Annotated in this window: 10 protein-coding genes; 3 read left to right on the top strand and 7 right to left on the bottom strand. The window is 49.8% G+C overall.

The features are described from left to right. Window positions 1-58: 58 nt before the first annotated feature. Genes trxB through DET_RS02915 form a run of 4 tightly spaced genes read right to left on the bottom strand, consistent with a single transcriptional unit; the run spans window position 59 to window position 4,112 of the window. On the bottom strand, window positions 59-979 hold the full coding sequence (gene trxB, locus DET_RS02900; RefSeq protein WP_010936319.1) for a thioredoxin-disulfide reductase: 921 nt from the start codon (window positions 977-979) through the stop codon (window positions 59-61). After that, window positions 960-2,003, bottom strand: coding sequence for a phosphate acyltransferase PlsX (gene plsX / locus DET_RS02905; RefSeq protein ID WP_010936320.1), 1,044 nt, complete (start codon window positions 2,001-2,003; stop codon window positions 960-962). Before plsX ends, trxB begins: the two co-directional genes overlap by 20 nt. A 39-nt stretch (window positions 2,004-2,042) precedes the next feature. After that, the gene (locus tag DET_RS02910) at window positions 2,043-2,894 is read right to left on the bottom strand and encodes an acyl-CoA dehydratase activase (RefSeq protein ID WP_010936321.1); all 852 of its coding nucleotides are present in this window, start codon (window positions 2,892-2,894) and stop codon (window positions 2,043-2,045) included. 24 nt (window positions 2,895-2,918) lie between these two features. Further along, complete coding sequence (locus DET_RS02915) at window positions 2,919-4,112, bottom strand: M20 family metallopeptidase (protein WP_010936322.1); 1,194 nt, start codon at window positions 4,110-4,112, stop codon at window positions 2,919-2,921. A 221-nt stretch (window positions 4,113-4,333) separates the two neighbouring features. On the opposite strand from DET_RS02915, the gene uvrA reads away from it, so the two are divergent. From uvrA to DET_RS02930, 3 genes are all read left to right on the top strand, one after another. After that, window positions 4,334-7,174: an excinuclease ABC subunit UvrA gene (gene uvrA, locus DET_RS02920; protein ID WP_010936323.1), complete on the top strand. Its 2,841-nt coding sequence runs from the start codon at window positions 4,334-4,336 to the stop codon at window positions 7,172-7,174. A gap of 65 nt (window positions 7,175-7,239) precedes the next feature. Next, window positions 7,240-7,791, top strand: a complete 552-nt coding sequence (locus tag DET_RS02925) for an HD domain-containing protein (RefSeq protein WP_010936324.1) — start codon at window positions 7,240-7,242, stop codon at window positions 7,789-7,791. A gap of 109 nt (window positions 7,792-7,900) precedes the next feature. Then, window positions 7,901-8,104, top strand: coding sequence for a helix-turn-helix transcriptional regulator (locus DET_RS02930; RefSeq protein WP_010936325.1), 204 nt, complete (start codon window positions 7,901-7,903; stop codon window positions 8,102-8,104). On the opposite strand, the gene DET_RS02935 is transcribed toward DET_RS02930, so the two are convergent. From DET_RS02935 to dnaG, 3 genes are all read right to left on the bottom strand, one after another. Continuing rightward, on the bottom strand, window positions 8,101-10,680 hold the full coding sequence (locus DET_RS02935) for an AAA family ATPase (RefSeq protein ID WP_010936326.1): 2,580 nt from the start codon (window positions 10,678-10,680) through the stop codon (window positions 8,101-8,103). The genes DET_RS02930 and DET_RS02935 overlap by 4 nt on opposite strands. A gap of 174 nt (window positions 10,681-10,854) precedes the next feature. Continuing rightward, the gene (rpoD, locus tag DET_RS08875) at window positions 10,855-12,417 is read right to left on the bottom strand and encodes an RNA polymerase sigma factor RpoD (RefSeq protein ID WP_010936328.1); all 1,563 of its coding nucleotides are present in this window, start codon (window positions 12,415-12,417) and stop codon (window positions 10,855-10,857) included. Next, window positions 12,418-14,190 carry a DNA primase gene (gene dnaG / locus DET_RS02945; protein WP_010936329.1) on the bottom strand — a complete coding sequence of 591 codons (1,773 nt, stop codon included), beginning with the start codon at window positions 14,188-14,190 and terminating at the stop codon, window positions 12,418-12,420. It abuts the gene before it with no gap. Window position 14,191 lies beyond the last annotated feature (1 nt).

The raw sequence follows: 14,191 nt of genomic DNA on the forward strand, positions 1-14,191 counted from the left end.
TTTAATTTATTATTATACTGGAAAAGCGGAGTAGTTTTGTACTCTTAAATAATATAATTTAGCGGTCAAGATAGCGTTTGGCGGAAAGGGCGGCAACTGCCCCGTCTCCGGCGGCAGATATAACCTGCCTTATTGAGCCGCTTCGGATATCCCCGGCACAGAGTATGCCGCTTACTGACGTTTCCATCTGGTCATTTACCAGTATGCTGCCGTTTTTGTCCATATCCACCACACCCTTCAGATAAGCGGTATTCGGCTGTAAGCCCACGGCTACAAAAAGCCCGTTTACCGGCAGGTCAGATGTTTTTTGGGTTTTAAGGTTATTTAATGATAGTGACTGGATGCTGTCCTTGCCGTTTATGGAGGTAATCACCGTATCCAGCACCATTTCAATATTGCCCTTGCTCTTTGCTTTATCTACTAATACCGCATCTGCCCGGAAACCCTGGCGGCGGTGAATCAGGTAAACTTTTTTTGCAAACTCTGACAGGTGCAGGGCTTCGTAAATTGCCATGTTTCCCCCGCCTACCGCCGCCACAACCTTGTCATTGTAAAAAGGGGCATCACAGGTGGCGCAGTAGGAAACGCCCCGGCCTGAAAACTCCTCTTCGCCGGGAACGCCCAGCTTGTTGCGTTCGGTACCTCCGCAGATAATAATACAACGCCCGCTTAGTTTGCCCGCTTCGGTGCTAAGTTCAAAGCTGTCTTTGGCTTTATTAAGGGCAGTTACCTCTGCCGAAATTATCTCCGCCCCGTATTTTTCGGCCTGTATTTGCATCTGCTGGGTCAGGTCAAAGCCGGTGATACCCTCCGGAAAACCGGGATAGTTATCCACTTTTTCCGAACGGGTTATCTGCCCGCCTATAAAAGCGCGTTCAATAACCAGTGTCTTCAGTTTTGCCCTGCCCGTATACAGGGCGGCAGTCAGCCCGGCCGGGCCTCCGCCTATAATTATTACGTCATACAGGAGTGGTGACATGGTTTTGTTCTCCTTCCGTAGCTGTTAGGGTGCGCAAGCGGACATCTTCGGCAATCAGTTTATCCACCCCTTTTTCGGCAGTGCGTTTAGCCAGCCCGATAGCATTTTTAATAGCTCTGGCATGGCTTCGGCCGTGGGCAACAATAACTGTTCCTTTTACCCCCAGCAGGCAGGCACCGCCGCATTCTTCAAAATCCATGCCTTTTACCATAGAGCCCAAGCCCACGTCAGCCAGCAAAGCTCTGCCCCGCAGGTGGGCGGCACTGTCAATGGCATGGCCTACTTTCCGCAGCTTAAGCAGGGCATCCCCCAGCCCCTCCAGAGTTTTGAGCACAACGTTTCCGGTAAAGCCGTCTGTTACAATCACATCCGCTTTATTCAGGGAGATATCATGCCCCTCTATATTGCCGATGAAATTCAGCTGGCTTTTCTTGAGTAGCTGGTGGGTTTCCAGTGTGAGCTTGGTACCCTTGGCCTCTTCTTCGCCGTTATTCAGCAGCCCGATTCGGGGTTTTTCAAGCCCCAGCACCTGTTTGGCATAAATATTGCCCAGGTGGGCGAACTCATCTAAATGATTGGGGCGGCACTCTGCATTTGCCCCGGCATCTATCAGCAGGGAAGGGATGTGGGGGCGGGTGGTGATGATGGCACCCAGTGCCGGGCGTTCAACCCCGTCTATTTTGCCCAGAATAAAAAAGGCGGCAGCCAGCACCGCACCGGTGTTACCGGCAGAGATGAAGGCATCTGCCTTGCCCTGTTTGACCAGGGAAGTGCCTATAACAATAGCTGACTTAGGTTTGCCCTTGATTGCCTCCACCGCGTGTTCGTTAAAGGTAATGGTTTGGGGGCAATGGACTATTTCTATAGGGTATTTCTTCAGGTAGTGCCCCGCATGGACGTGAATAACCTCTTTTTTACCCAGCAGGATAAGACCAATCTTGTACTCCTGGGCAGCCTTAAGCGCACCTTTTATGATTTCCTTTGGGGCGTAGTCACCCCCGTCTACATCTACCGCTATTATCATCTATATCCTCTTTGAAAATTCATCTTAATAAAACCGGGACTATACTTTCTCCCGGAGAAAAGGGGTTTCAAACCCCCGAAAGTTGGTGGGCTTGGCTGGACTATCTGTCTCTCTTTCCTGACAAAGCAGCAAAGCCGCACCCAAAGCCCCGGTTATTTCCGGCCGGGGCGGAACTATCAGTGAAAAACCCAGTTCTTCTTCAAAGGCTTTTTTCATAGCCGGGTTTCGGGCAACCCCGCCCTGAAAAACCACCGGCTGGCGGATTTCCTTGTGCAGCCCCAGGTCATTCAGATAGTTTCTGACAAGAGCTTTACATAAACCGTAAACAATATCGGGACGGCTGCTGCCGGTTTGCTGGAAGTGAATCATATCTGATTCTACAAATACCGTGCAGCGGCCTTTAAGTTCAATAGGGTTTTGGCTGAAATGAGCCAGTTTCCCCATTTCCTCCAGTGAAAGGTTAAGCCTGCGGGATTGGTGTTCCAGAAAGCTGCCGGTGCCGGCGGCACAGACAGTGTTCATGGCAAAATCAGATACAAACCCGTTTTCCAGCAGGATAAGTTTGCTGTCCTGCCCGCCAATCTCTATTACTGTTTTTACTTCGGGTATCAGGTGGGCAGCCGCTTTGGCTTGTGAGCTGATTTCATTTTTGACCATATCTGCACCCACTGCATCTGCCACTAGCTCACGGGCGCTGCCGGTTACGGCCACTCCCAGTACGCTGGTATCTTCCGGCAAACGGTGTTGTAATTGCCTCAGCCCCGTCCGCAGTGTACTTAGCGGGTCTCCGGCCGTAGGCAGATATATCCAGTCTGCCAGTTCGGCAGACGGTGACAGGCATATTATTTTGGTAGATACGGAACCGCTGTCAATGCCCAGAAAAATGTTCATCTAAATAACCTGTGGCCGGAAGGGTCAGGCGGATGGCCGGGTAGATTTTTGAAATTCTGTTTTTACTTTTTCCAGATTGGCTGAGCTGCCGAATAAATCTGCCGCGGTCATAGCCATAGCCTTGGCGGCATCTAAAGCACCCTTAATACCCTTTGCCGAACAGGCGGCAGAAGCAAATTCCGGAGTATGGCCGGAGACATCTTTGCCGGTAATGGCATAATAACCGTGCAGGCTGGGTACAACCTGGCTGACATTGCCCATATCGGTACTCCCAAAATTCATCTCAGGGTCTTCAAGCAAAGTCCGGTGACCCAGCATATCCATATTTTTTACATATAGGTTTGCCAGAGCCATGTTGTTATTCATGGGGGCATATATGGATTTATCAAAGCGGTACTCCAAACGGGCACCGGTAGCCTGGGCGGCAGATTTAAAGCAGTCCAGTACCCTGTCCATCAGCTCTCTTAGGTAGGGCAGAGTTTGGGAACGTATCAGGAAAGTGCCGGCGGAATGCCCGGGTACAATGTTGGCGGCTTTGCCCCCGTCGGTAATAATGCCGTGAATACGGGCACCCGGCTCTATGTGCTGGCGTAGGGAATTCAGGCTGGTATATGCCAGTACTATGGCGTCAAGTGCGTTTATGCCTTTGTCCGGGTGGGCGGCGGCATGGGATTCTTTACCGAAATACTCTACGTTTAATGTTACACAGGCCAGTGCCTGGGTGGTAGCAATATCATCATTGCCGGGGTGGGCTATAAGCGCCGCCTCCAGCTCTTTAAATACACCTTTTTCCACCATCTGTATTTTACCGCCGCTAAGCTCTTCAGCCGGAGTGCCGATAAGACAGACCGTACCGCCGTAAAGTTTGGCGGCCAGACGGGCGGCTACAGCCGCACCCGCTGCCGCGGTGGCAATAAGGTTATGGCCGCAGGCATGACCCAGCTGGGGCAGGGCGTCGTATTCAGCCAGAAAACCTATAACCGGTTTACCCTGACCGAAAGTGGCTTTAAAGGCAGTCTTAAGGCCGCCGGTATTTCTTTCAATACTGAAATTGTGTCTGGACAGGTATTCGCACAGCCATTCCACTGCTTTGTATTCCTGATAACCCAGCTCAGGGTTGGCATGCAGCTTAAGAGACAGTTCTTCCAAACTGCCCTTTTCAGTGTCAATCATTTTAATAACAGCACTTTTGATATTGGCAAGATTGTTATCTGACATTGACCTGATTATATCCCAAACCCACCTTAAATACCATTTGCCGTTCTGCTGTAATGGCTTAAAGACTATTTTTTTACGCTTGGATAGGCAGGTTTTTGATTTTAAACTGATACACCGCCAATAGGGGTTTGGTCTTGGCTTGTTAAGCATTATGGTGTAAAATATTAGAACACATGTTTTGATTTGTCCGGACTAATATAAATGAACAGGAGACCAAGCCTGTGGCTCAGGAATATATAAAGATAAAAGGTGCCCGCGAACACAACCTCAAAAATATAGATGTCCAGATTCCCCGTGACAAGCTGGTGGTTGTGACCGGGCTTTCGGGGTCAGGCAAGAGTTCACTGGCTTTTGATACCGTTTATGCCGAAGGGCAGCGCCGTTATATGGAGTCTCTTTCATCATACGCCCGCCAGTTTCTGGGCAGGATGGAAAAACCGGACGTAGACCATATAGAGGGGCTTTCACCGGCTATAGCCATTGACCAGAAGGGCGTCAGCCACAACCCCCGTTCCACCGTGGGGACAGTGACTGAAATATATGATTATTTGCGTTTGCTGTTTGCCCGCACTGGTCACCCTCACTGCCCTGAGTGCGGCAAGGAGATTTCCGCCCAGAGCGTGGAACAGATAACAGATGCCGTTCAAACTCTTGCGGAGGGTACAAAAATACTTATTCTGGGGCCGCTGGTGCGGGGGCGCAAGGGCGAGTATGCCCAGATGTTTAAAGACCTGCGTAAGTCAGGTTATGCCAGAGTGAGGGTAGACGGGCAGATTAGGGATTTGTCCGAAGAAATAGAGCTGGATAAAAATAAAAAACATGATATAGAAGCCGTAGTAGACCGGCTGGTGGTCGGTCAGGCAGGTGTGCAGGGGCGGATTGCAGATTCGGTTGAAACTGCCCTGAAACTGGGCGGCGGGTTGGTAATAATATCCGTGGTAGACGGGCAGGACATGCTCTTTTCAGAGAAATTTTCCTGTGCGGACTGCGGGGTGAGTCTGGGGGAGATAGAACCCCGGACTTTCAGCTTTAATACCCCCCACGGTGCCTGTCCCACCTGTATGGGGCTTGGTGCCAAGATGGAGCTTGACCCTGATTTGATTATACCGGACAAAAGTTTGTCTCTGGCTGACGGGGCGATCAGCCCATATCAAACCCAAAACTGGTATTTCGGGCAGCTTGAAGATTTAGCCCGCCGGGCGGGTTTTTCGGTTAATAAACCTGTCTCTACTTTTACGCCAGCCCAGATGCAGGTGCTGCTTTATGGTGAGGGCGGTGATATCCATAAATACCGCAACCGTTACGGGCGGGTACGGGAATATACCAGCGGCTTTGAGGGAGTAATCCCCCGCCTGGACAGACTTTACCGTGACAGCGAATCTCAGGGGGTAAGGGAAAGCATTGAAAAATACATGCTGGCCAGCCCGTGTCAGGCCTGCGGCGGTAAAAGGCTTCGCAAGGAAGCCTTGTCAGTAAAAATAGGCGAGCTTAATATTGCTGATGTTGCGGCCATGTCTGTAGATGAGCAGCTTAAATGGGCAAATGAACTGGCTGGCAAACATACCATATTTAACAAACGCGAACAGCTTATTGCCGCCCAGATACTCAAGGAGATACGTTCACGTTTGGGCTTTTTAAACAATGTGGGTTTGGAATACCTGACTATAGACCGTATTGCCGGGACGCTTTCCGGCGGTGAAGCCCAGCGGATACGCCTGGCATCCCAGATAGGCTCAGGGCTGATGGGGGTGCTTTACGTTTGTGATGAACCTACTATAGGCTTGCACCCCGCAGATGATACCCGTTTGGTGGAAACCCTGCAAAAGCTGCGTGATTTGGGCAATACCATACTGGTGGTGGAGCATGATGAATCCGTGATGCGGGCAGCGGACTATATTATAGATATGGGGCCGGGGGCAGGTGAACATGGCGGTCGGGTAGTGGCTACCGGTAATATCACTGAAATAATGCAAAATCCGGCTTCGCTAACCGGGCAGTATTTATCCGGTGCCAGAGTAATACCCGTACCCGAAAAGCGGCGTAATGGTAACGGGCAGGAAATAATAATACAGGGTGCCAGACAGAATAACCTTAAAAATATAGACGTACATATTCCGCTGGGCAAGCTGGTCTGTGTCAGCGGCGTATCCGGCAGCGGCAAATCCACACTGGTTACCGATATACTTTTTAAACATCTGGCCCAGGTGTTTTACGGGGCAAAAGACCGGGCGGGTGGCTCAGACGCTATAACCGGTACTGAACATATTGATAAAATAATAGAGATAAATCAGTCACCCATCGGGCGGACACCCCGTTCAAATCCGGCCACCTATACCGGGGCATTCACCCATATAAGGGAACTGTTTGCCTCTGTACCTGAAGCCAAAGTAAAAGGCTACGGGCCGGGGCGGTTTTCATTTAATATAAAAGGCGGCCGCTGTGAGACCTGCGGCGGTGAGGGTTCTATCCAGATAGAAATGCAGTTCCTGCCGGATGTGACCGTACCTTGTGAGGTCTGTCACGGGGCGCGTTATAACCGCGAAGTGCTGGAGATAAAATTTAAAGACAAGACCATTGCTGATGTGCTGGATATGACGGTAGACAGGGCACTGGAATTTTTTGAAAATTTCCCCAAAATCAGCTCCAAGCTCCAAACATTGCAGGACGTGGGTTTGGGATATATCCGCATCGGCCAGCCGGCACCCACCTTATCCGGGGGCGAGGCCCAGCGCATCAAACTGGCAACCGAGCTTTCCAAGCGGGCTACCGGGCGGACTTTATACATACTGGACGAACCCACCACCGGGCTTTCTTTTGAAGATGTGGCGGCGCTCTTACGGGTGCTTCAGCGGCTAGTGGACAGCGGCAATACGGTGGTTGTGATTGAACACCAGCTGGACGTTATTAAAAATGCAGACTGGATTATAGACCTGGGGCCGGGTGCGGGCGTAAAAGGCGGGCAGATTGTGGCTGAGGGCGTGCCTGAAGATGTAGCCTTAAATAAAGCTTCGCTTACCGGCAAATACTTGCGGCGGGTTTTGCCGAAACTTAAACCGGCTTAATAAATTACGGTCTGCTGTCAGGCGCAGTGGCAAATTTGTGAAGACTAATCAGCGGAGAGATAAATATGGACAGGCAGCTTGCTTTAGCTGAAGTAGAAAAACGGATAGAAAATAAAAATCTGGTCAAACATATGCTGGCGGTTGAGGCCGTCATGAAAAGTTTGGCTGCATATTTCGGTGAAAACGAAGATGAATGGGCTTTGGCCGGGCTTATACATGATATAGACCTGGGTGAAGTAAAAGACGATATGTCGCTTCACAGCAAACGCGGTGCCGAAATTGCCGCCGGTTTGGGTGCCAGTGAAGATGTCTGCCGGGCAATTCTGGTGCATAATTCGGCTCATGGCATCCTTCCTGAAAGCCGTATGGAAAAAGCTTTGTTCTGCTCTGACCCTATAACCGGCCTTATTACAGCCGCTGCGTTAGTCAGGCCGGATAAAAAGCTGGCCTGTGTGGAAGCTAAAAGTGTATCCAAACGCTTTAAGGAAAAGTCTTTTGCCGCCGGTGCAAACCGGGAACAGATAGCCGCCTGTTCCGATTTGGGTTTGGAACTGGATGAGTTTATCCGTATTTCTCTGGGTGCTATGCAAGCTGTTGCCTCTGATTTGGGGCTTTAAATATTTTCAGCAAACACTTTAACCCTTTGCATTTTGTCCCGCATACGTAATATAATTCTAACATAAATACTTTATGCTAACGGACAGAAAGAGCAAGGGGAAACTTCTGATGATACTGCGTACCCGTATTAAGGAACTGCGGGCAAGATACAATCTTACTCAGGCTGAGCTGGCTGAAACGGTGGGTGTCAGTCGCCAGACTATGCTTTACCTTGAAAAGGGCACTTACAATCCTTCGCTTATTCTGGCTCACAAAGTAGCCAAAGCCCTGCACGCAGATATAGATGACGTTTTTATCCTGCGGGATGTTTAGTTTAAGCGTATAGCTGAGCCTGACGGGGTTTTATCTATCTCAATGCGGGTGGGGAAAGAATCTTTCAGGTCATCTATATGGGTTATGACCAGTATTTTATCAAATTCATCCTGAATAGAGTTTATAGCCTCTTTCAGACGTTCAATACCGGTTGAGTCCTGTGTGCCGAAGCCTTCATCAATAATCAGCGTCCGCAAGGGTGCGCCCAGACGGTTTGCCAGCAGGCGTGACAGGGCAATCCTGACCGCAAAATCTATCCTGAAAGCCTCACCCCCGCTGAATGTTTCGTAGTTGCGGGTGCCCAGCTCATCCGAGATATTTATATCCAGCGTCTCGGTCTGGTCTCCCTTTTTGGTGGAACGCTGGGTTTCTATACTCAGATGCATACGCCCGTCAGTCATCCGTGACAGCAGCAGGTCTGCCCCGCTTTCCAGTTCCGGCAGGGTGTCTTCAATAAGCATGGTCTGGATGCCGTCTTTCTTGCCGAAAGCTCTGGCCAGTTTACCAAAGTAGTATATTTCTTTGGCGGTTTGCTCTTTATCCTGCTCCTGTTTTTTCAGCTTCTTTTCAAGTTCGTTCAGCTGTTCTTCTTTCTGGCTGAGCGAACCCAGTTGTTGCCTCAAGGTATCTTGCGTTTGGCTGAGTGACTTGTATCCGGCTTCGGCGGTTTCCAGCTCCTGCTCCAGTGCGGGCAGTTCAGCCAGTTCTCTTTGCAGGGTTTGCTGCTCACTCAGTTTAGTATTATGGCGGGCGGTGAGTTCTGCCAGTGCTGAAGCCGTTTTTTCCAAGCTATCTTTTTCCCGTGGCAGGCGGCTTTGTGCATCGTCCAGTTTGCGTTTTTGCTCCTCAAAATGGGTCAGGCCGGCCAAAGTTTGCTGGTTTTGGGTGTATTCGGCGTTATCAAAATTAAGTTCCTGTATTTCTTTTTCAATTACTGCCAGACTGGCTTGCTCGGAAACGGCATAACTGCGTTGGTTCAGCTGCTTCTCAATATCCGAAATCAGCTCTCTGCCTTTTGCCGCTTTGGTTCCGGCATCTTTGGCGTCTGCAATCCCTTTTTCCAGTACGCTCAGCTGTCCCTCATACTGCCTGCGCTTTTGGTTTAAGCGTTTGGTTTCAGTTTCAATTTGGGCAGTTAGGGTCTGTATATCCAGCCTCAGCTGCTCAAGCTTTAGTTTCAGGCTGCTTTGCTGTTTTTCCTTAGCATCTTGTTCTGTCCGGTATTTGCCGAATACCAGTTTGAGTTTGTCATGCCCCAGCTCGGTTTCGCACAGGGGGCAGTTGCAGCGGCTTTCACCTGCTTCGGTAAGCAGTTTTAGTTTTTCTTCCAGAGAGTTTATTTCCCTGGCTGTACCGGCATACTCGGTCTCTAGTCCGGCTAAACTCCCCTGCATATCCGCCAGCCTGGTTTGCCGGGCTTTTAAGGCAGTCTCTTCATTTTCCAGCTCCAGGTGCAGTTGGTCTGACAGGGTTTTTTCTTGTTCCAGTGTGCCCAAAGTCTGGGCGGTTTCCTGCCGCATTTTGAGGTGTTCCTGATATTTAGTCAGGGTGTTTTTCAGGCTGTTTTCTTCTTTATAAACGGCATCTTCCAGCGGTTTTTTTTCTTTTTCCAGCTGCCTTAGTTTTGCCAGTATTCGGTTGTGTTTTTCATACAGGCTTTGGCAGTCTGAGTATTCCTTATAGCCTTTGAGAATCGCTTCTTCCTGAGCGATGAGTGTTTCAAAGGTGCTGATACGCTCTTTTATTTCCTGCTGGTTTTGAAGCCAAAGGGATTGGTCTTTTGATATATCCCGCAGGTCTTTTTCTATCTGGAGGCAGGCACTTTGTTTGGCATCAAAGGCATGTTTTTTGTGCCTTAGGATTTCCAGTTTGGCAAGATGGGTTTTCAGTTTCTCCTCACCATCTGTCAGATCCAGGCGGGTATTTTTTAAAGTTTCTTCCAGTTCCGGTCTGGATTTTAGCCCTTCTTGGCCGTCTGCAATACTCTGCTCTATAAGCAGTTTTTTAGCCTCTGCCTCGCGTACGGCCTGTCTGGCCAGGTCTTCCAGCTGGTCATATATTTCTAACCCAAGTATATTGGAGAGTACTTCCTTGCGTTTGCCGGGGGGCTGCTGGGTAAACTGGTTGGCATGCCCCTGCCGCAGAAAAGCACTGTTTATAAAGGTGTCATAGTCCATATGCAATATGGAAATTATCTTCTTCTCTGTTTGGGTCAGAGTATCCCCGGTGATATTCAGGGGTTTCCCGTCCTTAATGGCAAACAGGCTCAGCAGGCTTTGTCCGTTTGCCCCTGCTTTTTTAGGCCGCTGCCGCTGGCGGATAACCTGATACAGTTCCCCTGAAATTTCAAAATCAAGGCTTACTTCGGCTTCCTGTTCGTTCAAAGAGACCACGTCATCATCACTTTTAGCCCGGCTTTTTCCCCAGAGTGCCCAGGTAATGGCATCTATCAGGGCAGATTTGCCGGCCCCGTTCTGGCCGCAGATGCAGGCGGTATGCACCCCGTTAAAAGAAAAAGGCGGAATTTCGCCGCGGTAGCACATAAAGTTTTTTATTTTGAGTTTGACAGGAATCATAATATTCTCCAGTTTTGCTGCCTATATTTTAGCATAAAAAGGGGAATATAAAGCCATCTGCCATGCGGATGGTCGGTGGAATACCCACTTATTTTGCATAATCCGGTAAACACAGATAAAAAACCCCTGCCGTTTGGGGCAAGGGCGGCCTTTGGTTATGAATGGGTCTGGCGGTTATTCCAGATAATCTTTTAGTTTGCGGCTGCGGCTGGGGTGGCGGAGTTTACGCAGAGCCTTGGCTTCTATCTGGCGGATACGTTCACGGGTAACGTTAAACTCTTTGCCTACTTCTTCCAGCGTACGGCTGCGGCCGTCTTCCAGCCCGAAACGCAGCTGAAGTACCCGGCGTTCACGCGGGGTCAGGCTGCCAAGCACTGTATCTATCTGCTCTTTGAGCAGCTGGCGTGAAGCGGCATCCGGCGGAGCCAGTGCATTCTGGTCTTCAATAAAGTCTCCCAGGTGGCTGTCTTCTTCTTCGCCGATGGGGGACTCCAGCGAAACCGGCAGCTGGGAAACCTTGGCAATCTCACGCACCTTTTCCGGCGGCAGGTCCATCTCAACCGCTATTTCATCAGGAGTAGGCTCACGCCCCAGTTTCTGGGATAACTGGCGGCTTATGGAAAGCAGTTTGTTGATAGTTTCAACCATATGGACAGGTATGCGGATAGTTCTGGCCTGGTCTGCAATAGCCCGGGTAATGGCCTGGCGTATCCACCAGGTGGCGTAAGTGGAAAACTTGAAACCGCGGTGGAAGTCAAACTTTTCCACTGCCCGTATAAGGCCGATATTGCCTTCCTGTATAAGGTCAAGCAGGGGCATGCCTCTGCCGATGTGTTTTTTAGCCACGCTGACTACCAGACGGAGGTTAGCCTGAATAAGGTGGCGTTCCGCCCGTTTGGCGTCTATCTCAAGGTTGTCCAGATAATACTTAAGGCTGGCTTCATGCCGCTCCAGATGGCTTATAAAGGCGGGGTCATTGGTATAGGTGGCTATTTCAGGGATAGTCATTTTTTCAGGTATGGCATCCAGTATAACCTTAGGCAGGAGAGAGCTGTTGATAGCCAGATTGATAAATGACTGCTCAATTTCCGCCATGCTCTTGCCGGTATTATCCGAAATATTTTTAGTGAGCTGCTGGTCAATCTCATGGTCAATAGCTGTTCTTAGTTTGGGGTCATGGATAACATTTTTCAAGCTGGCAGAAGTATCCATACCCAGTTCCTGTCCTAACTGGAACAGGACTTCGGTTGCTTGGGAAAGTTCCCTGAGCATACACAGGAAAGACTCCGCAGCCGAAGGGTAACGCCCGCGTTTTTCCAGGCACTCCTGGCGGATTTCGCGTATGCGTTTGCCTTCTTCCATTTTCTTGGCCAGGGTTTTTTCGTCTTCAGCGGAAAGCAGGGGTACCCGCCCGATTTCATGCAGATACATGCGCACCGGGTCATCTACTATACCCTGGGTATCTATCTGCTCAAGCGGTATTTCAAGGTCAATATTAAGCGGGCCGATTTCTTCGTCCGTGTCCGGCATCATATCCGCTTCGGCTGCCAGCTCTTCTTCGGTTAGTTCGGCCGGGATGTCGGTATCGGCTATATCTTTGAGGTCAGGCTCCGCCATTTTGTCATTTTCAGCTTCGGCATCCTGTTCCTCATGGATATCTTCCAGCCCATCCTCTATATCTTTGTCATCATAAGTATCGTCAGGGCTGAACTCTTTCTTATCTTTCTCAGCGGGCATTTATTGTCTCCTCTGTTTCTGGTTTCGCCTGTCTTTAAGGCTGAATACACTCCGCAATTCTTCGTTGACCTTTACACACTGGTCATTAAGCGTCTGGTATTCAGCAGTTTCCGGCTGGCTGATTTCATTTAGGGCCTGATTAAGTTTTACCGCCAAGTTCCTGAGGTATCTTTCTCTCAGCCTCAGGCATAGGTCATAAAACTTATCCTCTATATTATCATTTGCCGGATTTTTATTCATCAAGTTGTCATAATATTCCCGCAGGTTTTCATCAAGTGCTGCCCGCAGGTTGTCTTTTTCGGCAGACTGGCTATAAACGGCCAGCAATTCCCGGTACTGGGGTATTTCAAGATACTCCGGGTGAAGTTTTCCGGCAAAGCGGCTGAGTTCCGGTGATTTGAAAAGCAGGCTAAGAGCATACTCTTCCAGAGCCGGGTTTTTGGCGGCTGAAACTGTTTTAGAAGGGGCTTCCTTTTCCAAAACTTTGGTAATCCGGGTTTCATTTTTCAGTTTTTTCATCCGCTCCAGTATACGGTTCTGGCTGGTGCTTACCATTTCAGCCAGCTTGCCCAGGTAATGGGACTGGCGTACCCCGTCTTCCATTTTGGATATTATGGGCAGCAGGCGGTCGGTCAGTCCGGCTTTGCCTGCTGCGGAACTCAGGTCCAGACCTTTCTGGCTGTGTTCAAATATATAGTCCAGCAGGGGGCGGGCATTATCCAGTATTTCCTGCCAGGTCTGGGGTGCATGGCGGATAATTTCATCCGGGTCTTTGCCGCCTTCGGGTACGGCTACCCGTATTTCGGACTCTATCTGGTTTTCATAATCTATAGCCCTCAGGGTGGCTTCCTCACCGGCTGAATCCGCATCCAGCCCCAGTATAAGGTGCTTAGTCTGGCGTTTTACCAAAGCTATCTGGCGGTCAGTCAGGGCAGTACCCATGCAGGCCACTGTGTTGGTAAAACCGCCCTGGTGGGACATAATGGCATCCATGTAGCCTTCCACTATAATGGCCTGGTTCTTTTCCCGTATGCTGGCGGAAGCCAGATGCAAACCGTACAGCAGGCTGCTTTTATTAAAAAGGTCTGTCTGGGGGGAATTGCGGTATTTGGGCTGTGAGTTATCCATCACCCGTGCCCCGAAACCGGCTATCTGCCCTTTGTAGTTGGCAATGGGGTAAATAATATTATTGCGGAAGCGGTCATGAATCCGCCCCTCGTCAGAGCGGACTATTACACCGGCTTTCAGCAGGTCTTCATCTGTATAACTGCGTTCTTTCAGATAGTCATAAAGCCCCTGCCATTCAGGCAGGGCGTATCCCAACTGGAAATCTGCCAGAGACTGCTCATTTAAGCCGCGTGATTTAAGGTAACTGCGGGCACTTTCCGCCTGGGGGCTGTTTAAAAGCAGGTTATGGTAATACTGGGCGGCTGCCAAATTTATTTCATACAGACGCTCACGCTGGTCTCTGATTTGCGGGTTTATCTGGCTGGGCAAGCTTACGCCCGCTTTTTCAGCCAGCAGTTCCAGTGCCCCTTTAAAATCCAGCCCTTCTTTTTTCATTACGAAAGCGAAAATATCCCCGCCGGTATTGCAGGCTCCGAAACAGTGCCAGTTTTGGGCTTCGGGGTAAACGAAGAAAGAGCCGTGTTTTTCGCTGTGAAAAGGGCAGATTCCGCGCATAGTGCGGCCTGCTTTGGTCAGTTTGGTATACTGGCCGATAAAGCTCACGATATCCAGTTTTTGCTTTATTTCTTCTACAGCGTCATTCATA

The sequence above is a fragment of the Dehalococcoides mccartyi 195 genome (assembly GCF_000011905.1).
Taxonomy (GTDB): Bacteria; Chloroflexota; Dehalococcoidia; order Dehalococcoidales; family Dehalococcoidaceae; genus Dehalococcoides; species Dehalococcoides mccartyi.

What these genes read in the sequence shown, in the direction of transcription:
- trxB (WP_010936319.1), bottom strand. Translation starts at nt 979, where the DNA reads ATGTCACCACTCCTGTATGACGTAATAATTATAGGCGGAGGCCCGGCC.
- plsX (WP_010936320.1), bottom strand. Translation starts at nt 2,003, where the DNA reads ATGATAATAGCGGTAGATGTAGACGGGGGTGACTACGCCCCAAAGGAA.
- DET_RS02910 (WP_010936321.1), bottom strand. Translation starts at nt 2,894, where the DNA reads ATGAACATTTTTCTGGGCATTGACAGCGGTTCCGTATCTACCAAAATA.
- DET_RS02915 (WP_010936322.1), bottom strand. Translation starts at nt 4,112, where the DNA reads ATGTCAGATAACAATCTTGCCAATATCAAAAGTGCTGTTATTAAAATG.
- DET_RS02925 (WP_010936324.1), top strand. Translation starts at nt 7,240, where the DNA reads ATGGACAGGCAGCTTGCTTTAGCTGAAGTAGAAAAACGGATAGAAAAT.
- DET_RS02930 (WP_010936325.1), top strand. Translation starts at nt 7,901, where the DNA reads ATGATACTGCGTACCCGTATTAAGGAACTGCGGGCAAGATACAATCTT.
- DET_RS02935 (WP_010936326.1), bottom strand. Translation starts at nt 10,680, where the DNA reads ATGATTCCTGTCAAACTCAAAATAAAAAACTTTATGTGCTACCGCGGC.
- rpoD (WP_010936328.1), bottom strand. Translation starts at nt 12,417, where the DNA reads ATGCCCGCTGAGAAAGATAAGAAAGAGTTCAGCCCTGACGATACTTAT.
- dnaG (WP_010936329.1), bottom strand. Translation starts at nt 14,190, where the DNA reads ATGAATGACGCTGTAGAAGAAATAAAGCAAAAACTGGATATCGTGAGC.